Source organism: Polaromonas sp. A23, from assembly GCF_002001015.1.
In the GTDB taxonomy this organism is placed as follows: Bacteria; Pseudomonadota; Gammaproteobacteria; order Burkholderiales; family Burkholderiaceae_C; genus Polaromonas.
This window is the reverse complement of sequence record NZ_MUNO01000019.1, coordinates 35145-57179: the sequence shown is the minus strand read 5'-3', so window position 1 is coordinate 57179 and position 22035 is coordinate 35145. Positions and strand designations below refer to the sequence as shown.

Below are 22035 nucleotides of genomic sequence, written 5' to 3'. Positions count from 1 at the left end.
GCGGGGCGCAGGCCTGGCCGCATTTTTACCCACTCAACCCAAGGACACCCATGAAAACCCGCTCGCAACTTTCCTTTCCCGCCCCCGGTTTCACCCTTGCTGTTATTTGCGCCGGCCTGCTCAGCGCCTGCGCCGTTTCCCAGCCCTCAGGGCAGGCAGACACCACCAAACCGGTACCCGCCGTGCTCAAGCCGGCTGACAACGAACGCGCCGCTTTCACCTGGCATGCGGTGGGCTCGCAAATTTATGAGTGCCGTGCCGACGGCAAGGGTGGATGGGCCTGGGTGTTCATTGCGCCCGAAGCCGATCTGTTCAACCAGAAAGACGAGAAGGTCGGCACGCACGGCGCAGGCCCGGGTTGGACTGCACTTGACGGCAGCCGGTCGGTGGGTACCGTGAAGGCCCGCGCCAATGGCGAGCGCGCTGCCGATATTCCCTTGCTGCTGCTGAGCACCAAATCAGCGGGCGGCGCCGGCAAAATGGCCGGCGTCACCAGTGTGCAGCGCCTCAATACCGAGGGCGGTAATGCGCCAGCGCGCGGATGTGCGGCCCAGGCCGATGCGGGCAAGCGTATCAAGGAAGGCTACACGGCGGACTACGTCTTTTTTACCGCGGCAAAGCCCTGATATCGCTGGCATGTCTGTACTCAGGAATCTTTTCCGAACCGGGGGGCGTCCAGAGTCCGTTCCTCCCGGACCAGAGACTGCGCCCGTCAAGATGAATCTTGAAGAGCGCATGGAGTTTCGCCGCGAGATGCTGTACGAAGCCATCAAGGTCACCATGGAGGCCCACGGCATCCTGTCGGCAAGCTACCGGTTTCGCGTGGTGCGCAACGACAGGCGCGGTCACATGTATTCCGTGCTGATGGATCTGTCCACCGACTTCATGCACAACCGCGAGGGTCGTCCGGCGCAATTGGTTGCCCTGGGCGCAGCCATCGGGAAAAATGCGGCCGCGCGCTACGGCATCCTGGTGAGCGGCGTGTACTGGCGGGTCAACGACCAGATCCAGGGATTCGAGCCCAGCCGACCCGACGCAGAGCCCGGTGCCGACGCAACGGCGCCGGACATGCCGCCGCCGCGCCGCGGGCAAGGGCGGGCAGGGGCCGAGGAGCTGGCTGCCTTTGAGTCCTTCTGGCAGAAGGGCCAGGCACTGCAGCTTCGCGACCGTGTCTATGCGTCTGACCTTGCGCCGCTGGGCGATTTGCCGGAAAGCGATAGCCAGCGTTAACCGGCCCTAAATCCGGCGCCGGCGCGGCACCACGCTCAACTGCAGGGTGGCCTTGCCGGGCGCGGCGCTCACGGTGGTTTGCTGTGGGGCAATGTCGATCAACTGGTCGGCATGCCAGACCTTGACCTGCGCGGCGCCATCGGGAATCTGCTCCACGTTGGCGATGCCATCGGCGCCGGTCAACACGGCCCAAGGCGATTCGCTCACGTACACATGGCCGCGCATGGAGCCGTGGATGTGACAGCCCAGCAGAACTGCCCCGGGCTTTTCAAACACGGCATCGGCCGACCTGGCGGGCTTGCCTTCGAGTTTGCCGTCAATGCGCAATTCAAAGCCGCCGCTGCCGGCGGTGCTGAACTGCGCAACACCGGCGGCCGATCCGCGCACGTGATGCTCCCAGGAGTCGTTGTTGACAAACGAGGCTTTGGCGCCGACGGCTACCACGCTGACGGCAGGAACAAAACGCATTTTTTCCTGGGCGATGGTTACCTGCATGGGCAGGGCAACCTTCGCCGTTCCCTTGTTCACCGGTATCACCAGCACCACGGCGTCGGCCACCGGCTTGCCTTCCTTGTCCAGCACCAGCACCTGCAGGTTGCCGGACATGGCATGGGCGGACAGGGTTGCCAGAGCCAAAGAGATGAGTGTTTTTTTCATGAAATCGCTCCAGGGGTGAGGGTGGTGCTCAGCGCACCGTGATGATGTCTCGGTGCATCGGAGCCAGCAGCGCCAGCATCTGGTTTTGGGTACGGAAGGGAATGCCCCTGGCATCCATGCTTTGCTGTAGCACTTCCACCAGTGCATTGAAGTCAGATTTCTTGACGTCCAGGTTGGCGTGCGCGCTTTTCATGTCGGCGCCTTTGTAGGCGCAGGGTCCGCCGGCGAGGAAACAAAGCTGGTCCACCAACTGCTCTTTCACGCGCTGCTGGTTGGACGGCTTGAAGTGCGGGCCGGTGCGGGGGTCGGCCAGCAGGCGGACCATGAAGTCGTCCATCAGCGTGACCAGGCCTGCTTTTTCGCCGAAGGCCTTGTAGAGCTGGTCACTCTGGGGCGCGGTTTGCGCAAACACAGTACCGGCCATCAGCAGGCTGGACGCGGCAAGGGCGAGGGCAATGAGGTTTTTTTTCATGTCAGTTCCTGAAAATGGTGGGTCGAAAGAGTTGTTCAGAAGGCCAACTGGGCCGACAGGTAGTAGCCTTTTTGCTTGCGACTGGCGGTGGTTGCCGGAACGATCACGCCGAGGTCCACATAGGCCAGGGTTACGGAAACATTCTTATTCGGCGCCCAGGCAATGAAGATGTCTTTCCAGTCCTGCGAGCGCAAGCCGTTGCCCAGACCGGCGGCGCGGCCTGCTGTCTCAAGCTTGTTGCGCATGAAGCGGTATTCGGCGCCCACCGCGACGTTCTTGTTGATCAGGTAGGCCACCGAAAACTCCGGCTGCAGGCTGTAGCTGTTTTCATTGCCGCCCAGCGTGGCGCCGTAGCCCAGCAGGCCGTTCTGGTTGGCTTTGGTGGCCCGCAGCGTGCCGTTGACCAGCAGGCTTTGCCCCAGGAAGAGTTTGGTGGCGCTGACATACAGATCCACGCCGTCGCGTTTGGCGCCAAGGGCCCGTAGCGTGCTGTCCAGCCCGGTGGATGCCAGGGTTTTGTATTGCACGCCCACGGCGATCTGCGGCATCAGGCTGTCGGCGTCCAGCACGGCGTCGCCGGCCACCCGCACTTTCGCACCCACAATGGTTTGCTTCAAGTGCAGGCCGGGCAGGCCCAGCGCTGTGCCGGTGGCACGGGTGTTGAAGTCCTGCTGTGCGATCGACAGCTCATACCTGTCGTTGATGCCGATGGCGGCGCCGGCGATGTTCAGGCCATAGTCCTTGGTGCCAGCGGTTGTCAGGAAGGCGGAAGCTCCCACTTCGCCTTCGGTGGCGTTGCTGCCAATCACCGCCCAGGGCGTCAGGCCGCCGCCGGCTGCGCCGTCAATGCTGCTCACGCCACTGGTCAACAGCAGTTTGCCAGTGTCGGCCAGGGCGGGAAGGCTGGTGCCGACGCACAGCATCGCCGCGCAGGCGGCAGTCAGGGGAGAGGTAAATTTCATGGTCAAGGCTCCAGGCGTGGCGGGTTGAGGGGTGTCATCCAGGGCGTACGGGGGTGATACGCCCCGTTTCCGTTGCTGGATTCAAAAATTTCTCAAACCGACCGTCGTCCGTTTCCGCTTCGGCTGGACATCGCAAGATCGCCCGTTCGGCGGCTGCTAACATTCCGGCATGCGCCGACGCGATTTTTTATTCAGCACTGTTGCCCTTGCCGGAGGCTATGCCATGGCGGATCTGCCCAAAGTCCAGTCCCTTGACGATGCCTTGCGCTGGCTCGACAAGCTCGATCGCGCGGGCAGTGCGCGCACCGCCGGCGCCTGGCCGATGGCTGCCGTGCTTGATCACCTTGCCCAGAGCGTCGAGATGAGCATGGACGGTTTTCCGCAGCCCAAAAGCGCGGTTTTTCAGGCCACAGCGGGTGCGGCGGCTTTCGCTTTCTTCAAGTGGCGCGGGCAAATGAGCCACGGCCTGAGCGAGCCCATTCCCGGTGCGCCTGCGCTGGGAGCAGGTACTGACTGGCGACCCGGCGCAGCGCGGCTGCGTACCGCCATTGCGCGTTTTGCAGGACATCAAGGCCCGTTGAAGCCGCACTTTGCCTACGGTGCGCTCAGCAAGGCCGATTTTTCGCTGGCCCACACCTTCCATATCGCCAACCACCAGGATGAAATCGTCCTGGTGACGTCTTAGAAAAGCTGATCAGTTGCTATTGATTCAGTAGCTGCTTGCGCCCGCGCTGATTGGGTGGAAGAGCTTTTTCTCTCTATAAGTGGTTCTTCCCCGAGTCTGGCGAGCGTCGCAGCCCGCACCCCTAGCAGGCGCAGGCGTTTGTCCAGCGGCACCCGCTTCAGGCACTGCCCGGCTATTTTGCGAATGATGGCGCCGTCGGCCGTATAGGCCTCTACCGTTTGATCGCGAGTCGCAATTTTGAAATCGTCATAACGCAGCTTGATGCCTATGGTCTTTGCCACATAACCCTTGCGCTGCAGGTCTTCGCCGAGTTTTTCGCAAAGCTCGGTGAAGATGGCACCCAGCGTCTGCTTGTCCCTCACCGCATGCAGGTCGCGGTCAAAAGTGGTTTCGCGGCTCATGCTGACCGGCTCGCTTTCCGTTACCACCGGGCGGTCGTCGCGGCCCCAGGCGGCTTCATGCATCCACGCGCCTGTGGCCTTGCCGAAATGGCCGATCAGGAAAGACGGCTCCTGTGCGGCCAGTTCGCCAATGGTCTGTATGCCCAGCTTCGCCAGCTTTTCGCCCGCCTTGGGGCCTATGCCGTTGATCTTGCGTACATGCAGCGGCCAGATTTTTTTCTGCAGGTCGGTTTCGTAAACAATGGAAATGCCATTGGGCTTGTTGAACTCGCTGGCCATCTTGGCAAGCAGCTTGTTGGGAGCCACGCCGACCGAGCAGGTCAGGCCGGTTTTCTCAAAAATCGCTTTCTGGATCAGCCGCGCCAGCACACGGCCACCTTCGCGCTGGCCGCCGGGCACATCGGTGAAGTCGATATAAACCTCGTCCACGCCGCGGTCCTGCATCAGCGGTGCCACCTCGGTGATGGTGCTTTTGAAGAGCCGCGAGTACTTGCGCACTTCCTCGAAATCGACCGGCAGCACGATGGCCTGCGGGCACAGCTTGGCGGCCTTCATCATGCCCATGGCCGAACCCACGCCGAACTGCCGCGCGGCGTAGGTGGCGGTGGTGATGACGCCGCGGCCCACATAGTCCAAGAGCCGCGGAAATTCTTCGACCGGAATAAAACGCAGCGCGCGGTCCGGGTCGGCACGAATCGCCTCGTCCACCTTGCGCCGCCCGCCGCCTATGACCACCGGCAACCCTTTGAGCTGCGGATAACGCAGAAGCTCGATGGACGCAAAAAAAGCATCCATGTCCAGATGCGCAATGCGGCGTAGCTTGGGCGGGGAAGAGGCGGGCGAATTGTCCACCCGGCAAGCATAGCGCTGCGGGCAGGGTTGTGGCGGCCGACTGTGTCCCATGGCGCAGGCCCGGGCTTACGGCTTTTTTCTCGTTCCCCACGGCGGGTGCGAGCTGTCCGGCTGAATAACAGAGCTGACATGAAGCTCTATTCCAACTCAGCTACAGCTGGGCGCACACCACAATCAGCCCGAGTGTGACCAGCAGCAAGCCCGTGCGTTCGGTACCGCTCAGTTTTTCGCGAAACAGCCGATGCGACAGGAGGTAGCTGAACAGAACCTCGACCAGCCCGAGCGTGCGCACGTCGGCCGCTGGCCGCAGCGCGAAAGCGGTGAACCAGCCAATCGACGCAAAGGCGCCCATCATTCCGGCCAGCAGGGAGAGTTTCCAGGCGTGCAAGATGGCGACCAGTGCCGTGGGTGTGCGCCAGGCGAGCCAGCCGCAGAGAAGCAGGGTCTGCAGCGTTTGGGCCCACAGTACCCCCCAGGCGCCGGCCAGCCAGGGTGATGTTTCGTTCAGTACCAATGCCGCGCCCCGGTAGCCGACAGCCGATAACGCGAAACCCGCCCCCGAGGCCAGCCCATACAGGGTGGCGCGGCTGAGCCAGCCAGTCTCGGCTGATCCTGGGCTTGCGGCTTTGGGCCGCGACAGCAACACCACTCCTATCGTCGCCACTAGCATGGCAAGCACGGACAGCAGGCTCGGCAGTTCGTGCAGGAAGAGCATGGAAAACAGCGCGACTTGCAGCACCTCGGTTTTGGAAAAGGTGACGGCCACGATGAAGTTGCGCTCTTTCATGGCCGCAAGCAAAAAAGCTGTCGCGCCTATCTGCGCCACGGCTCCCAGAGAAAGCCAGGCGAAATATCCGGCGTTGAAGTGGGGTAGTGTGCGCGGCGCGTCGGGCATGGCGTACAGAAGGGCGAGCCAGGCCGCAGCGAACGGCAAGCCATACAGAAAGCGCACCAGGGTGGCGGGCAGGGTACCGATGCTGGCCGTCAGCGTGCGTTGCGAAGCGTTGCGCAAGGTCTGCGCCGTCGCAGCCCATAGAACGATGGGGATCCAGGCCCAAGGTGCGAGAGTGGTGAAGTTCATGGAACAAGTTATAGCTGTGGTTCCCGGTGACGGTTTGCATCGTTCGGCAGGGGTGCCATGCCACCTCACGATGACCCTGCATCGGCTGGTTCTTCCGCGAATGACGGCGTTGGTGAATATTTACCATCGCAAGAACGCTTGCCTGTGACTTATTGCCCTCTTGCTGCGCAGACAAGGGGCGTGTTCAATTTTTAAAATATCGGCTTTGTCCGCAGATGCTGCAGGAGGGGCTTGCAGCATGGCGAGCAGATGGCTAACAGGCAAAGAGCATAAAAATGAACCGATGGATCAAATGGACGGTGGGTGGTGGCGCTGCGCTGGTGGTGCTGGCCATTGGTACGGTTGTGGTGGGCACGACGCTGGCTGAGAACAAGGGCCAGCGCCTGGTCTCGGTCAATGTGCGGCCGGTGACTTTTCCCTCGGATGCGCAGTCGCTGGAACGTGGCAAATACCTGTTCAGTTCGCGCGGCTGCGTGGACTGCCATGGCGCCAACGGCGGTGGCCGCGAGTTCGTCAACGACGGCCGGGGCCTGCGCCTGGCGGGCCCCAACATCACGCCCGGCGAAGGCAAGGTGGTGGCGCGCTACGCGCCTGAAGACTGGGTGCGCGCCCTGCGCCACGGCGTCAAGCCCGATGGCCGGCCGCTGTTCGTCATGCCCAGTGAAGACTACAACCGCTTCACCGACGCCGACCTCGGCGCGCTGGTCTCCTATGTACGCAGCCTGCCGCCGCTGCCGGGCGGGGCCGCCGTTCTGGAACTGTCATTGCCAGTCAAGCTGATGTATGGCTTTGGCGCGATTGAAGACGCGGCACAGAAAATCGACCATTCCCTGCCACCGGCCACGGCGGTGGCCGAAGGCGTCACGGTGGCGCATGGTGCTTATGTGGCCAACATGTGCATCAGCTGCCACGGCCCCGGGCTTTCCGGCGGCAAGATTCCCGGCACGCCACCCGACTGGGCGCCGGCCGCCAACCTGACGCCGGGCGAAGGCAACGCGATGGCGCGCTACAAAGACGCCGGCGCGTTTGTGGCCATGCTGCGCGGCGGCAAACGCCCTGATGGCACACCCGTCACCGTGATGCCTTTTGAATCGCTGCGCGAGATCAACGACGTGGATGCCCAGGCACTGTATGTGTACCTGAAGACCGTGCCGGCCAGGCCATTCGGGCAGCGATAAAATCCGCAGCCCTCTGGCATCATCAACGGCATTGTCATTCCCTTGAAAGCCCATGCCATGCCTTCCCACGCAGCCGGAATCTTCGAAGTCAAACTCCTGCCGCAGTCGCTAGCCAACGCCGAGGCCGGGCCACTGATGGGGCGGCTGTCGATCAGCAAGACTTTCAGCGGCGACCTGCAGGCCACCAGCCAGGGCGAGATGCTGAGCGCAGGCCCCACCGTGAAAGGCTCGGCCGGTTATGTGGCCATGGAGTGTGTGACAGGCACGCTGCACGGGAAAAGCGGCAGCTTCGTGTTGCAGCACAGCGGCACCATGAACCGCGGCGTGCCGCAATTGACCGTGAGCGTTGTGCCCGATTCAGGTACCGGAGAGCTCGCTGGTATCAACGGCATGCTCAGCATCCAGATGGCTGATGGCCAGCATTCGTATGTGATGGAGTACGAAATTTCGTCGCAGGATTGAACGACAGTGGCTCGCTGCGGCGGGCTATTTTTCAGTAAGTTCCGGGTAGCAGGATTTATGCCCCCTCGCTAAAGAAGGGGGCCGGTGGGGCGGGGTGATGGAATAAATGTAACTAATCGTACAATGGCCAATGCGCCCTGGAGATCTGCAGAGGGCCGCCGCCGAAAACCTGCCCGTCCAGACCTGACCAAAAAGGGGCCAAGCCTCGTGAATACCGTGACGCCGTCGGAGCTCGCCCTCTGGTCAGCCATGGCCGGCGCCATCCTGCTGCTGTCCATTGTGGCGGCGGCCGATCTGGTCGCGAGCCGCTCCGTTTCGGCGGTGCGTGGCCTGGCGTTTATCCTGCTGACGGGCGGTTCGTCGATCCTGGTGTCCGGCCTGCCCGAGATGCTGATGCCGGCGCTGCGTGGCGGGGTCGTGTTGCCGCTGGCGGCGTCGTTCGGGCCACTGAGCGGTGCCCTGGCGCTCACTTACCTCGGGGTCTGGCTGGGTGCTGCCCGCGACGATCGGCTGATACGCTGGATTGTGACTGGCGGAAGTTTCGGGCTGGTGCTGGCAGCCGTGGTGTTGGCCGTCATTGCCTTGCTGGAAGATGTCTGGCGGCCGGCCCAGGTGCTTGCGGCCGCGGCTGCGGTGAACGCACTGTCGGTGCTGTGCGCGGCCATGGTGGCGGTCCGCGGCGTCACTCTGGGGGACGCGCTGGCGCGCTGGATGGTGGTGGCCTGTCTTTGCCTGGCCGGCATGGTGGTCGGCCTGTATTCGAAGAGTCTTCAGTCGTTGGGTCTGGGCATGGCGGTGTTGACCGTGGCCTGCACCATCGGCTACTTTCTGATCGTGATTGCGCTGACGCTGCAGCGCAATCGGGAACAGCGCAAGCTCAGCCGTCTGGCACAGAGTCTGGCGGACCCGTCCTGGGGTGTTGACATGACACTGGGCTCGCGACTGCTTCCCCACGTGGAAGATGCGTTGTGGCGCAGCGCACGCGTCGGCCGGGACTGCGTGGTGGCGGCCATCAGCATCGCCAATCTTTACCAGCTTGGCGGGGTGGCGGGCCATGGTGTTGACCAGCAGATTCTGGTGGTGCTGCTCGCGCGCATCCGGCGCATTGTCGGGTTTCGCAACGTGGTGGGCCTCTACCATCCCCGGTGTTTTGTGCTCGTGGTCTCTGCGGTCCAGGACCCGCAGCGCAGCCAACTACTGGCGGCACGTCTGCGGCGCGAGTTGCGCAAGCCCGTGTCGGTGGGCGAGGCGCAGAACCGGCACATCTTCGAGCCCACCATCGGAGTAGGCTTGATCCGCATTGCCGGAAGCTGCAGTGATGCGCTGGGTGTGATGAACCGGGCCGAGCAGTTGGCCCTGGAGGCCGCGCAACTTTCCGCTGGCGTGATCGGCGAGGACTTTATCGAAGCTTCCTACGGCGCCGCCAAGGGATAGGTCCCGGGAAGCAGGATTCCCCTGTCCACCGTTTCGATATCGGTCCGGCCACAAAACGCCATGGTGATGTCCAGCTCTTTGTGGATGATCTGCAGCGCTTTGGTCACACCCGCTTCGCCCATGGCGCCCAGGCCGTACACCATGGCCCGGCCGATCAGCGTGCCGCGTGCGCCCAGGGCCCAGGCCTTGAGCACGTCCTGGCCGGAGCGGATACCGCCGTCCATCCAGACTTCAATGTCGGAACCTACGGCCGCCACGATGGCCGGCAAGGCCTCGATGCTGGACTGCGCGCCGTCAAGCTGGCGCCCGCCATGGTTGCTGACAACAATGGCATCTGCGCCGCTTTGCACCGCCAGCTTTGCGTCTTCCACATCCTGAATGCCCTTGAGGATGAGTTTTCCACCCCAGCGCTCCTTGACCCAGGCCACGTCGGCCCAGGACAGGCGGGGATCAAACTGTTCGTTGGTCCAGGCTGCCAGCGAGCGCATGTCGCTCACGCCTTTCACATGGCCCACCAGATTGCGGAAGGTGTGCCGACGTGTTCCCGCCATGCCGATGCACCAGCGCGGTTTGGTCATGAGGTTGAGGATGTTGGCCACGGTGGGACGGGGTGGAGCGGTCAGCCCGTTCTTGAGGTCCTTGTGGCGCTGGCCAATCACCTGCAGGTCCAGCGTGAGCACCAGGGCGCTGCAACCGGCCTTGCGGGCGCGCTCGATCATGGTGGCCATCGCGTCGCGGTCGCGCATCATGTACAACTGAAACCAGAAGGGCGTCTGCGTGTGCGCTGCAATGTCCTCGATTGAGCAGATGCTCATGGTCGAGAGGATGAAGGGGATGCCAAATTTTTCGGCGGCCCGCGCGGCCTTGATTTCGCCGTCGGCATGCTGCATGCCCGTGAGGCCCACTGGTGCAATGGCCACCGGCATCTTGACGCCTATGCCTACCATTTTGGTGGCCGTGCTGCGGTTTTCCATGTTCACCGCCACACGCTGGCGCAGCTTGATTTTCTGGAAGTCAGCTTCGTTGGCGCGGTAGGTGCTTTCAGTCCACGAGCCGGAGTCGGCATAGTCGTAAAACATGCGGGGCACGCGTTTTTTTGCCAGAATGCGCAGGTCTTCGATGGTGGTGATCACGGGCATGGAGTCTCCAGACGACGGTTTTTTTGGGGAAGCTGCCGCCATGGTAGCGCTCGAGCCTTCGCTGTTGCGTGAATTTTGCTTCTGCGGCTTTGAAATTATTGATACGCCCCGGATCGGGCGGACCCTGGCCCAGGGAAAGCGTGGGTGGCCCTATCGCGCCAGGGAAGAGGAACGGACGCCTGCGCCTCGTACTTCCAGGCGGATCTCGTCCAGCACCTGATTGCGTGCATCGACCAGAGTGACGCGATGCCGGCCCGGCCAGGGCAGCCACTTGGCGTCATTGCCGCGCGCAAACTCCTTGCCGTCCATTTGCCATCGCAGGTTATGGCCCTCGGCCGCAAAGCTCAGGCGCTGGCGGTTTGGTGGAATGTCAGGGTCCAGGGCCACGATGGTGCCGTTGGCGGGGGCGGTGATGCGGGAAGTAGCTCCCTCAGCCGAGTTTGTCATGCGTTTTGTGCCGTTTGCCCTTATTTCATCTGCGCCAGTAGCTACTGAATTCATAGCGAAAAGTGTTTGCTCCGTGCCGCGGATAAACCATTCGGAGCGCGTTGCTTCGATAGGCGCACCGGCCTGCATGCCGAACTGCACGTTTTTTTGCATCAGACCTGCGGGTGGCGCAGGTGCCCGGCTTGGTTCGCGCTGATGCAGGTGCTTCATGAGCGCTGCCCACACCGGCGCGGCGCCACTGGTACCGCTGACGTCCCACATGGGCGCGCCGCTGGCATTGCCTACCCACACCCCCACGGTGTAGCGTTGCGAGTAGCCAAGCGCCCAGTTGTCGCGCATGTCCTTGCTGGTACCGGTTTTCACGGCGGTCCAGAAGCGGGTGGCCAGCACGCTGTCGGTGCCAAAGGTGCGGGCGCGCGCCAGCGGGTCGGCGAGGATGTCGGTGGCGATGAAAGCTGCGCCGCGGTCCAGAGCCGGCGTGAAGACCGGCTTTGCATTTCTGGTGAGCGAGGTCGCGCTGTAGCGCCCCCCATTGGCCAGCGTGCGGTAAGCGTTGGTGAGTGAGAGCAGCGAAACCTCGCTGCTGCCCAGCGCCAGGCTGTAACCGTAGTAGTCGCCGGTTTCCCGCAAAGGCAGGCCCACAGCCTGGAGTTGCTTGTGGAAGGCGTCGGGCGACACCATCACCAGCGTGCGCACGGCCGGCACATTGAGCGAAGCGCCCAGTGCGGTCCGGCTGGACACCAGGCCCTTGAACTGGCGGTCGTAGTTTTGCGGAATGTAGAGTCCGCCAGCCGTGTTGATATGCGCCGACGAATCGTCGAGCAGTGATGCCGCGGTGATGCGCCGCTCGGCAATCGCCTGCGCATACAGAAACGGTTTGAGCGTGGAGCCGGGTTGGCGCAGCGCCAGCACGCCGTCCACCTCGGCCGCGCCACTGAGCTCGCCTGACGAACCGACCCAGGCCAGTACTTCGCCGGTAGCGTTGTCGAGCACGACGATGGCACCGTCTTCGACGTGACGGCCATGCAATTCGCGCAGGTGTTGCCTGAGTGTTTGCACCGCAAAGCGTTGCAGCGGTGCACGCACGGCAGAAGGCAGCGTTGGCGGAAGGGCGGCTGGTTTGCTGCCTGGCCTGCTTGCTGCCTGGCGCAGCACCTGCCGCGCCAAATGAGGGGCCACGCCCTCTGTGGTGTCGAAAGCCTTGCGCTGCAGGGCTACAGCGGCAAACAGATCCAGACCTGCGCAATCTGTTTTGGTGGGTGCCTGCATAGTTTTCAAGACGCCACAGGCACGCTGCGTGACTTGCGCCGTCTTGGCATTGGGCGCCCGCACCAGCGCCGCCGCCACAGCGGCCTCGCGCTCATCGAGCCCGTGCGCCGCCTTGCCGAACAGGGTGCGGCTCAGCGCATCAATGCCCACGACTTCACCGCGAAAAGGCACCAGGTTGAGATAAGCCTCCAGAATCTGGTCCTTGCGCCAGCGTGCTTCCAGAACCTGCGCCGAGACCGTTTGCCCGATCTTCTGCGGCAGGCTGCGGCCACTGGCGCCGGCACGCCAGTCTTCGTCCAGCAGCCCGGCCAGTTGCATGCTCAGCGTGGAGGCACCGCGCGTTTTGGTGTTCCACAGATTGCCCCAAGCCGCGCTGGACACGGCCCGCCAGTCCACGCCACTGTGTTCGTAAAAGCGCTTGTCTTCACTGAGTACCAGCGCCGTGCGCAAAGCCGGTGAAACATCCGGCAGCGCCACCCACTGGCCACGCCGCACGGTGTTGTCTGTGCGCAGGCGCTGGATGACTTCGCCATTGCGGTCGAGGATCAGGGTGTCGGAAGGGCGGAACTCGCGTTTTACTTCATCAAATGTGGCTATTGCCCAGGCAGGACGGGTGCAAGCAGCTATCAAAAAAAGAGCAAGAGAAGCTCGGCGTGCAACACGCAGAGGAACTCGCCAAAAATGCGGGCGATTTTCCGCCGGGCCGCCCCAAGGAAAATCAGCCCCCTCGGGGGGCAGCGCAGTACGCGAAGCGACAAGCGTGGGGGCCATATTTATTTGACCGCTTCCACCTTCACCCGCGCATTCGGCACCTCGCCAAACATCTCCGGCGCATACATGGCTTCCACACGGCTGGGAGGCAGCGCGAAGTCGCCGACGTTGTTGAGGCGCACGGTGTATTCCATCTTCACCACACCCTTGGGCAGGTACTCGTAATAACTGCGGAAGGCTTCGAAGCTGCGCTCTTCAAACGCAGGCCAGCCCGCGCCGGTTTTCTTCTCGCCGCTGGTGGCAATCTGCGAATCACGGCCCAGGCCGCTGCCGAGAATGGTCGCGCCGCCGGGTACCGGATCGCTGATCACCACCCAGGTCATGTCGGTGCTGGCATTGACTTCCAGTGAAATGCGCACCACGTCGCCGCGTGTGTAGATGCCTTTGACAGCCTGCTCCACCGGTGTCATGGTTTTCTTTATCTGGTAGCCGGCGTTGAACGGCGCCTTCAGCTGCACAGCAGCAATGGATTGCAGCGTAAGCCACGGTTTGCCGGCGCCTTGGTGCGTCACTGTCAGCGTTTCCTTGCCGGTGCTTGCCCAGGGCAGGAACATGCTGTTGTTGCGCAGGTTGCCGGGTGCTGCTGGCGCGCCGAAGAAGGTGCTCTGGTGCGCCGCGCCGGAAGCGTCGGTGGTCTTGATGCGCTCCACCTTGGCCCAGTCCACACTGGCAGTTGCTGCGGCCAGGGCTGCCTTGGTAACACCTGCCACCGGCGTGGCTTCAAACCTGGCCGAGAACTTGTCGAGTGCCAGACCACCCCACAGGTTGGCCGTGGTGGTGTGCCAGGCGCCTTTTTGCTGGCGTGCGATGAAGCCGTTGGCCAGGCGGCCCATGTCGTCTTTCCAGGCTGGGTCGTCCATCACTGCCAGCATCAGCCGGGCGGTGTTGACGTCGCCATTGGTCATGAGCCACCACCAGTAGTCGTCCCGTTCCGTGCTGAAGGTGACCTTGGTGCCTTGCCACGACAGGCGAGATTTGAGAACTTGGTTAGCTTCGGTCAGGCGTTGCTCGCGCTGCGGAACGTCGGCCACGCGTTTGAGGATGTTCAGCCAGTCAATCACCGCATGGGTGGGCCACTGGTTGGGCGCGATGGTGATGCTGCCCAACATGCGGCCCTGCGCCTTGCCGTAGCGCGACAGCGCTTCCAGCGCGGCGAGCTTGCGCACGTCCAGGTCTTTACGCGGGCTCCAGAATTCGCGCTGGATGCGGCCTTCGACAAACGCGATGAGGCCGCGCTCCATCGGTGCGCGTGCCTCGTCAGGCAGTGCAAAGGCCGGGTTGATGCCTGCGGCCTCATGCGTGGCCGCCAGCAGGTAGGCCGTCAGCGCATCGCTGCCGCGAGAGGCTTCGCCGTCGCGCGGTGGAAAGTAGCTGGCCAGGCCGTCGCTGTCCAGGTAGCCCGGCAGTTGCGCCAGCACGGTTTGCCAGAGCTTGGCGTCGCGCAGGCCCACGGACTTGCTGGTCTTTTGCTCCAGGCAAATAAAGGGATAGTTGGCGAACCAGTCACGCACACCGTCCATGCCTTCGGCAAGCCTGGGTTGCAGCGACATTTTCAAACCGCCGCGGCCGGGCAGGGCGTCGGCTGGTGGGTTGACGTCGAGCGTGAAGGAGCCATCGACCTGCACCAGCGTGGCTTGCTGCACCGTCAAAGGCACAGCGGGGATGATGCGCTGGCGTGCCTTCAGGCCGTCGCGTGCACCGCTCACCGTGTCCTTGGCCTCGATTTCCCAGAGGATGGCCTCGGCTCTCGTCAATGCGAGCTGCGGCGGTGCAGTCACCATCCACGCGACTTCACGCGCTTCACCTGCGGGAATGTCGATGGTTTGCGGCTTGAGGTCGAGCAGCGTGGCGCGCGGGCTCACTTCCACCTTCATCGCCGCCTTGGTCGCGTTGCGCAGGGTGATTTGCGCGCGGAACTGGTCATCCTCGCGCACCAGCGGCGGCAGGCCGCTGATGATCTGCAGGTCTTGCGTGGCCTTGATGCTGGTTTGCCCGGTGCCGAAGAGGCCGGTTGCTGCATCGGCCACGGCGACGATCTTGAAAGTAGTCAGCGCATCATTGAGCGGCACGGTGACGACGGCCTGGCCTTTGGCGTCAAGCACGACTTTCGGGTTCCACAGCAGCAGGGTCTCCAGCAGTTCGCGCGTGTTGCTGCGCCCACCACCACCGCCGGCCGGCACGGCCTTGCGGCCGTAATGCCTGCGGCCGATGATTTCCATCTGCGCGGTCGAGGTTTCCACGCCCCAGGAGCGGCGCTGCAGCATGGCGCCCAGCAAATCCCAGGAATCATTGGGCATCAATTCCAGCAAGGCTTGGTCCACCGCGGCGATGGCGACTTCGGCGCCCGCTGCTGGCTGGCCATTCGGCAGTTTGGCGGTGATGGTGACCTGGGCCTGTCCGCGCACCGGGTAACTCTCCTTGTCGGCCTTCACGCTCACCTCAAGCTGGTGTGCCTTGGTGCCGACGCGGATTTCCGCCAGGCCCAGGCGGAAGGCCGGCTTGCTCAGGTCCACCAGTGCAGTCGGCGCCACATACTCGCGGCCCTCGTACCAGAAGGATGTCCACCATTCACGCGGTGCCTTGTAGCCCCAGGTGAAGAAGCTGTACCACGGCACTTCGCGCAGACGGCCGCGCAGGGCCAGCACGCTCACGTACACGTTCGGGCCCCAGCCGTCCTTGACCTGCAGCTGGATAGTCGGGTCCTGGCCGTTGAGCTGCACCACCTGCGTCTCGATGATGCCTTCGCGTTCAATCGCCACCAGTGCGGTGGCAAACCGGAAGGGCATGCGCACCTGGAATTTGGCCATCTCGCCGGGCTGGTAGCTTTTCTTTTCGGGCAGCACGTCCATGCGGTCGTGGTTTTCACCGCCGAACCAGAGCTCGCCCTGCTTCGTCACGTAGACCGAGCTGGCCGCCTGGATGGTGTTGCCGTCCTTGTCTTTCGCGGTAACGACCAGCTCCACCTCGCCGGGCTCACCGAGTTTGGCTTCACAGAGCAGCAGGCCGCGTGCATCGCTCTTGCCGCTGCAGACGCTGCCCAGATCCTTGATATCGGTCTTGTTGTCGTAGGTGTAGAAACCACCCACCATGCGTTTGCGGCTCGTGGTCACAATGCGTGCCACGGCCCGGACGTCCAGCGACACATCAGCCGCCGGTTTGCCTGCCAGATCGAGCGCCAGCGCCTGGAACTTGATCTTCTGGCTGCTCGAGACCCAGCCCTCGGTCTTGATGCCGGCCACGACGCCTGCGGGCCAGAGCGGGGAAACGCTGCGTATGGTTTGCACTTCGCCATTCGGGTCGGCGTAGGTGGCTTCCAGCAATAGTTCCCTCGGTTGCTTGCCGGTCGGTACCTCGTTGATGGTGAGCTTGCCGCCGCCGTTGCGGTCCAGCGTCAGGGGCAACTTGTCGGCAATCACGCGCTGGTCTTGCGAGGCGGCGGCTTCTTCTTCGCCACTGCCGCTTTCGCCGCGTCGCACGCGGGGCGGTGAAAAGTTGAATTCTTCATAGTCGCTGTAGCTCAGCGATTTGCCGCGCACCAGCGCCGAAACTCGCACCGGCAGGTTCACCGCGCCGCCGCCCGAGACGTAATTGATTTGCACGTCGGTGGGGACGGCCTTCACGTTGACCAGGGGTTTTTTGTCCGACGGGGTCACACGGCCTTCAAGTACCGGCAGGCGGAACTCTTCAACGCGGAACTGCCCGCTGCTGAAGCTGCGTTTTTTCTCGTCGTTGGCCTTGAGCTGCACCTCGTACATGCCCAGCTTGGCGGCTGGCGGAATGGCAAAGGTGTTTTCGGCACTTTGTCCACCCGTCGCAGTTTTGCGCCAGGTAATGGGCTGCGTGTACTGCTGGCCGCTGCCAACGTGGGTGACTATAAGCGTGACCGGTGGTGCTTCAGACAAGCCAAAGCCCAGGCTGGTTTCAGTGCGCAAAACGTGTTTCATCGACACGGTTTCGCCGGCCCGCAGCAAAGTGCGGTCGAAGATGGTGTGGGCACGTGCGTCGGGTTGCGGGTCCTGGCTGGTCGGCACATTGAAGCGCCAGGGCTCAATGCCTTTTTGCCAGTTGCTCCAGGTGAAGGCCATGTCTTCAATGCCGTCCGCCGTGGCGCGTGCGCTCACAAAATAGGCATTGCCGCCGTAGTCGCCTTCGCCGCAGCGCAGCGGGTCCGACGACAGGCCGGTGAAGCGGGCCATGCCCTGTGCGTCCGTCACCGCCTTGGCCAGCTCCTTGCCCCGGCAGTCAGACACGCGCACTGCGGCGCCCGGTACCGGCGCGCCTTTGTCGAGTGTGGTCACCCAGGCCATCGCGTTTTCACGCCCCAGCTTGAAATGCACGCCGAGGTTGGTCACCAGTGCCGAGGTGCGGACATACATGGTGCGGCTGGTACCGTGGCGTTCGTCCAGCAGTGAAGTACCGAGTTTTTGCGAGGCAATCTCGACCACGTGAAAACCGGGCGCGAGCGGGATGCCGATGACCTCAAAGGGCCGTGCGTCACCGCTGGCCGGCTTGGGCAGGTCCAGTGTCTTCACGCCTGGTTGGCCGTTCAGCAGCGAGAGCATGCGCGACTGCACGTACTCTTTGTTTTGCGCGTCAATGACCTTGGGCAGCGCGCCTTTCACATCCCGGCCGGCCTGGTCGCGGTCCACCTGGTAGTCGTTGTAGTGCTCCACCTTGCGGAACCAGGCAATGATGTCCACATCAGTTTTGGGCTGCAGGTCGCTGACCTTGCCCGGCGTCAGGCCCTTGGTTTGCAGGTCGGCTTCGACATTGCGCAGCGTCACAGGCAACAGTGCCGGATCGCCGGCTTTGGTCTGCGGCTCTGCAAACCGCTCGACGATGCCGAAAGGCGCTGCGGCGAACTTGGCCAGTGGCGGCATGGCGCCGCTGGCGACCTTCAGAGGAAAGTTGTCGGCATTGCGAAGGGTCCGGCCCGAAGCGTCTTTGAAGTCTTTGGGCAGTTCCACCGTGAAAGCGGTCTGCTCTGCAAAAGGCGGCTTGAAGTTGACACCATTGACCACGTTGTCACCGTCGCCGCTTTCCGTGTCGAACACCGGCTTGAGCGTGTCTTTGGCCGACTTCAGGCGAATCGCCTCGGCCAGCTTGCGCGGTACCGGGGCGTTGAAGTTCAGGCTCATGGGCCGCATTGGCAGGCAGGCTGACTGTGCGTTTTCGCGTTCGCAGGTGAAGCTTGCCGAGAACGGCTCACGCACCTGGAAGTTGTAGCGCCGCTCCACCGAGTTGGCTACACCACTGGGAGTGGCAACTCCTTTTCCATAAACCAGCTGCAGCTTGCTGGCGGGCGTGAGGCGGCGGTTGCAGGCCAGCGTCACGATGGCCAGCGGGTCTTTTTCGGCGGTCTTGTCGAGGTTCTGCGACTTGAGCAGCGCGTCTCTTTCCTTGCTCTCAATCAGCTTCACGGGAACCCGTTCGCCCAGGCCCTCGACCGAGCACCAGACGTTTTCGCGAATGCTGGCCAGCGTGGCCGGGCCGTTGAGCTGGAGCACGAAGTACTGCTCTTCATCAATGCGCTGGTAAGTGCCGGGCCGCAGGTTCTGCACGAACGGGCCGCCGGTGTTGAACTTCCAGGAGACCTTGCCGCTGATGGGCTGGTCTTTGGGCGAACGGAAGGTGGTGATGCCTTGCAGCGTGCAATTGACGCCGGGCGGCAGATCGCTCTCGAATTCAAATGCCCACTGGCGGTCGCTGATCCAGCGGCCCGAGCCTTTGGTGGCCTGGGCATCGCTGCAACTCAGGCTGACCGGCGCGGGGGCTTTGGGGTCACCGAAGTTGACGGCGCTCTCGTCAAACTTGACGGCAATCTGCCGTACCCTGACGATTTCGCCTTGCGGCGAAACGCTGGTGACCTGCAAGGCCTGCGCGCTGGTGGGCAGGTACAAGGCAGCGGCTGCCGCCAGCACTGCGGCTGTTCTTATGGTGCTTGTTGCCACGTTTCCTCCTCGTTAGGAGGGCAAGCGTAGCTGATTTGCCTGTAACAAAATGCGTAAACGCAGGGAATAAAGGCACAAAAAAAGACAGACCGCAGCGCGCCTTTGCCATCAACAGCGCGTGGAAATCTCAGCCGAGGTTGATAGGCAAATTTTTTTTGCTGCCGCCACGTTGGCGCACCTGCTCAATGTTTTTCACAGAAACACCATTGATTGAGCGCAGCACGTCATCGGCTTTCACGCCGGCCAGATGTTGGCCGGACAGGGATACGGCGCAAAAGCCCAAGTGGATTCAGTCGCGCCTATGTCCGACTGGACGGTGGGGGCAAACCACATCCGGTTTGCAGCTTGGCTGCGTATTCCAGCCGTCGGGCCTTGGGTCCGATGCCGGCGCCAAGCTGGCAACTTCGTCATCAACCAGACCACAAGGAAGCCACATGAAAACTGTCATACAAACTTTCAACTCTCAAGCACTCGTCGCCTCACGCCGGTCCTTCATGGGCCACACGGGTGCACTTTCCGCCGTTGCCGTGGCCCTGCTGGCCGGCAAGGATGTCCTGGCCCAGGGCATGGGCGGCGACATGTCCAAAGACGTCAGCATCCTGAACGTGGCGCTTGGCCTGGAGCATGAGGCCATCAACGCCTACCAGCTGGGCGCCGGCAGCGGCCTTCTGCAAAAGCCAGTGCTCGATATCGCCGTGCAATTTCAGGGCCACCACAAGGCGCATCGCGACGCCCTGATCGCCACCATCCAGAAAATGGGCGGCACGCCGGTGATGGAGAAAAAACTGGATGACTACGCCAAGGCACTCAAGGCCGACACGCTGCGCAGCCAGGGCGATGTGCTGGACCTGGCAGCCCGGCTGGAGCTGGGGGCCACCAACGCCTACCTCGGTGTGATTCCCGCATTTGGCAGCAAGGATCTGGCCAAGGTTGCGGCCCGCCTGGCGGCCGACGAGACCATGCACTTCACGATTTTGACCAACGCGCTAGGCCGTCCGTTGCCGGCCGGCGCCTTGTCTTTCGGCGCCTGATGGGAAGCCGCACATTTCTGCCCGGGTGTGCGGGACAGCGCCAGCTCACGGCCCTGGCCGTGTTGCTGGCGCTGTCAGTCGTGCTGCCGGAATGGGCGCACGCGCAGGAGGCCGGCTCAGCTGCCAGGGGGAAGATGATTTTCGAGTCGCGCTGCGTCGCCTGCCACAGCCTGGACAGCCATCGCGTGGGCCCGGCTTTAGGAACCGTGTTCGGCCGTAAGGCGGGCAAGGCGCCGGAATTTTCCTATTCCCAAGCCCTGCGTGCGGCGTCCCATGTGTGGAACCGCGACAAGCTGCTGGCCTGGCTCACCAATCCTGAAGCCGTGGTGCCCGGCCAGGCCATGGGTTACCAGGTAGAGACGGCGGGCGACCGGCTGGACGTGGTGACCTACCTCGGATCGCTTTCTAAAAAGTAAGCCGGGGTGTTCAAGCCAGCCGCGCGCGATGCCGGGCGATCTGCGCCCGCACCTGCGCCGGTGCCGTGCCGCCCAGCGTATTGCGCGCGTTCAGTGAGCCGCGCAGGCTCAGCACGTCGTACACGTCTTTTTCAATCTTCGGGTTGAACTGCTGCAGCACCGCCAGCGGCAACTCTGACAAATCCACTGCGTGCGAGATGGCAGCTTTGACGGCGTGTGCGACAGCCTCATGCGCATCGCGGAAGGGCAGGCCTTTCTTGACCATGTAGTCGGCCAGGTCGGTGGCGGTGGCGTAGCCCTTCAGGGCAGCGCGCTCCATGGCTTCGGGTTTGACGGTGATGCCGCCCACCATCTCGGCGAAGATGCGCAGCGTGTCTTTCAGCGTGTCGACGGTGTCGAACAGCGGCTCCTTGTCTTCCTGGTTGTCCTTGTTGTAGGCCAGCGGCTGGCCTTTCATCAGGGTAATCAGGCCCATCAGGTGGCCGACCACGCGGCCGGTCTTGCCGCGTGCGAGTTCGGGCACGTCGGGGTTTTTCTTCTGCGGCATGATGGACGAGCCGGTGGTGAAGCGGTCGGCAATCTCAATGAAACCGAAGTTCTGGCTCATCCACAAAATCAGCTCTTCGCTCATGCGGCTGATGTGCACCATGGCCAGCGAGGCGGCGGCGGTGAATTCAATCGCAAAGTCCCGGTCGCTCACTGCGTCCAGGCTGTTCTGGCAAACCTGCGGCTGGCCTTGCGCATCCACCATGCCCAGGGTTTTGGCGACACGTTCGCGGTCCAGCGGGTAGCTGGTGCCGGCCAGTGCGGCGGCGCCCAGCGGCAGGCGGTTCACGCGTTTGCGCACGTCCTGCAGGCGCTCGGCGTCGCGCGCAAACATTTCAACGTAAGCCAGCATGTGGTGGCCAAAACTCACCGGCTGGGCCACCTGCAGGTGGGTGAAACCAGGCAGGATGACCTCGACGTTTTTCTCGGCAATATCAACCAGCGCTTTCTGCAGGTCGGTCAGCAGGGCGTCTATCAGGTCAATCTCGCCGCGCAGCCACAGGCGCACGTCGGTGGCCACCTGGTCGTTGCGGGATCGGCCGGTGTGCAGGCGTTTGCCGGCGTCGCCCACCAGTTGCGTCAGGCGGGCTTCAATGTTCAGGTGCACGTCTTCGAGGTCGAGCTTCCACTCAAAAGCGCCGGACTCGATCTCCGACGCAATTTGCGCCATGCCCTTCTGGATGGCCGCATGGTCGGCGGAGCCGAGGATTTTTTGCGCCGCCAGCATGTCGGCGTGCGCCAGTGAGCCGGTGATGTCGGCCTGCCACAGCCGCTTGTCAAAAAACACGCTTGCGGTGTAGCGTTTGACCAGGTCGCTCATGGGTTCGGAGAACAGGGCCGACCAGGCTTCGGATTTTTTGTCGAGTTGGCTCACTTCAGGCTTTCTTTGGGTACCGCTGGCCTGCAGCGCAGGGCACGTTGGTCGGGGCAGGGCCACCGGCTGGCTTTTTTCCGGGCAAGTACGGGTTTGACGCGGGGTTTAAGCTTGCGGCCGGTGCAATACTAAGGACTTGATTTTATCTGTCTGCCGGAAACCCTGAAAAGGCCGCCC

17 protein-coding genes are annotated in these 22035 nt (G+C 63.0%); 8 read left to right on the top strand and 9 right to left on the bottom strand.

Annotated elements, in window-relative coordinates; all coding sequences use genetic code 11:
- Window positions 1-50: 50 nt before the first annotated feature.
- Complete coding sequence (locus tag B0B52_RS10665; protein ID WP_077593624.1) at window positions 51-626, top strand: DUF3455 domain-containing protein; 576 nt, start codon at window positions 51-53, stop codon at window positions 624-626.
- A 91-nt stretch (window positions 627-717) separates the two neighbouring features.
- Entirely contained in the window at window positions 718-1230 is a 513-nt protein-coding gene (locus B0B52_RS10660) for a hypothetical protein (protein WP_254425685.1), read from the top strand.
- A gap of 6 nt (window positions 1231-1236) precedes the next feature.
- On the opposite strand, the gene B0B52_RS10655 is transcribed toward B0B52_RS10660, so the two are convergent.
- Genes B0B52_RS10655 through B0B52_RS10645 form a run of 3 tightly spaced genes read right to left on the bottom strand, consistent with a single transcriptional unit; the run spans window position 1237 to window position 3321 of the window.
- Window positions 1237-1887 carry a plastocyanin gene (locus tag B0B52_RS10655; protein ID WP_077593622.1) on the bottom strand — a complete coding sequence of 217 codons (651 nt, stop codon included), beginning with the start codon at window positions 1885-1887 and terminating at the stop codon, window positions 1237-1239.
- Window positions 1888-1915: 28 nt separating this feature from the next.
- Entirely contained in the window at window positions 1916-2359 is a 444-nt protein-coding gene (locus tag B0B52_RS10650) for a group 1 truncated hemoglobin (RefSeq protein WP_077593621.1), read from the bottom strand.
- Between the two features lie 35 nt (window positions 2360-2394).
- A complete protein-coding gene (locus B0B52_RS10645; protein ID WP_077593620.1) occupies window positions 2395-3321 on the bottom strand; it encodes a DUF3034 family protein in 927 nt (308 codons plus the stop codon).
- A gap of 223 nt (window positions 3322-3544) precedes the next feature.
- On the opposite strand from B0B52_RS10645, the gene B0B52_RS10640 reads away from it, so the two are divergent.
- A complete protein-coding gene (locus B0B52_RS10640; RefSeq protein WP_254425684.1) occupies window positions 3545-4006 on the top strand; it encodes a DUF1569 domain-containing protein in 462 nt (153 codons plus the stop codon).
- On the opposite strand, the gene B0B52_RS10635 is transcribed toward B0B52_RS10640, so the two are convergent.
- Both B0B52_RS10635 and B0B52_RS10630 read right to left on the bottom strand, forming a co-directional pair.
- A complete protein-coding gene (locus B0B52_RS10635) occupies window positions 4003-5202 on the bottom strand; it encodes a DNA polymerase IV (RefSeq protein WP_083742435.1) in 1200 nt (399 codons plus the stop codon). The genes B0B52_RS10640 and B0B52_RS10635 overlap by 4 nt on opposite strands.
- A gap of 208 nt (window positions 5203-5410) precedes the next feature.
- Window positions 5411-6340 (bottom strand): EamA family transporter, encoded by a 930-nt coding sequence (locus B0B52_RS10630; RefSeq protein ID WP_077593617.1) that lies wholly within the window; start codon window positions 6338-6340, stop codon window positions 5411-5413.
- Between the two features lie 275 nt (window positions 6341-6615).
- On the opposite strand from B0B52_RS10630, the gene B0B52_RS10625 reads away from it, so the two are divergent.
- The 3 genes from B0B52_RS10625 to B0B52_RS10615 all read left to right on the top strand — a co-directional run bounded on the left by B0B52_RS10625 (window position 6616) and on the right by B0B52_RS10615 (window position 9414).
- Window positions 6616-7518 carry a c-type cytochrome gene (locus tag B0B52_RS10625; RefSeq protein ID WP_077593616.1) on the top strand — a complete coding sequence of 301 codons (903 nt, stop codon included), beginning with the start codon at window positions 6616-6618 and terminating at the stop codon, window positions 7516-7518.
- A gap of 57 nt (window positions 7519-7575) precedes the next feature.
- On the top strand, window positions 7576-7980 hold the full coding sequence (locus B0B52_RS10620) for a DUF3224 domain-containing protein (protein ID WP_077593615.1): 405 nt from the start codon (window positions 7576-7578) through the stop codon (window positions 7978-7980).
- 207 nt (window positions 7981-8187) lie between these two features.
- Window positions 8188-9414 (top strand): GGDEF domain-containing protein, encoded by a 1227-nt coding sequence (locus B0B52_RS10615; protein WP_139351896.1) that lies wholly within the window; start codon window positions 8188-8190, stop codon window positions 9412-9414.
- Here B0B52_RS10615 and B0B52_RS10610 read toward each other — a convergent pair.
- The 3 genes from B0B52_RS10610 to B0B52_RS10600 all read right to left on the bottom strand — a co-directional run bounded on the left by B0B52_RS10610 (window position 9393) and on the right by B0B52_RS10600 (window position 18961).
- Complete coding sequence (locus B0B52_RS10610; protein WP_077593613.1) at window positions 9393-10553, bottom strand: alpha-hydroxy acid oxidase; 1161 nt, start codon at window positions 10551-10553, stop codon at window positions 9393-9395. The two genes, B0B52_RS10615 and B0B52_RS10610, sit on opposite strands and share 22 nt — an antisense overlap.
- Before the next feature lie 150 nt (window positions 10554-10703).
- A complete protein-coding gene (gene pbpC, locus B0B52_RS10605; RefSeq protein WP_077593612.1) occupies window positions 10704-13040 on the bottom strand; it encodes a penicillin-binding protein 1C in 2337 nt (778 codons plus the stop codon).
- Between the two features lie 2 nt (window positions 13041-13042).
- Entirely contained in the window at window positions 13043-18961 is a 5919-nt protein-coding gene (locus B0B52_RS10600) for an alpha-2-macroglobulin (RefSeq protein ID WP_077593611.1), read from the bottom strand.
- 464 nt (window positions 18962-19425) lie between these two features.
- Between B0B52_RS10600 and B0B52_RS10595 the strand changes: the two genes are divergently transcribed.
- Together B0B52_RS10595 and B0B52_RS10590 are read left to right on the top strand one after the other, a co-directional pair.
- Window positions 19426-20022, top strand: coding sequence for a ferritin-like domain-containing protein (locus tag B0B52_RS10595; protein WP_077593610.1), 597 nt, complete (start codon window positions 19426-19428; stop codon window positions 20020-20022).
- Window positions 20022-20438, top strand: coding sequence for a cytochrome c family protein (locus B0B52_RS10590; RefSeq protein WP_077593609.1), 417 nt, complete (start codon window positions 20022-20024; stop codon window positions 20436-20438). The genes B0B52_RS10595 and B0B52_RS10590 overlap by 1 nt, the downstream gene beginning before the upstream one ends.
- Window positions 20439-20448: 10 nt before the next feature.
- On the opposite strand, the gene argH is transcribed toward B0B52_RS10590, so the two are convergent.
- Window positions 20449-21858, bottom strand: coding sequence for an argininosuccinate lyase (gene argH / locus B0B52_RS10585; RefSeq protein ID WP_077593608.1), 1410 nt, complete (start codon window positions 21856-21858; stop codon window positions 20449-20451).
- Between the last annotated feature and the right edge of the window lie 177 nt (window positions 21859-22035).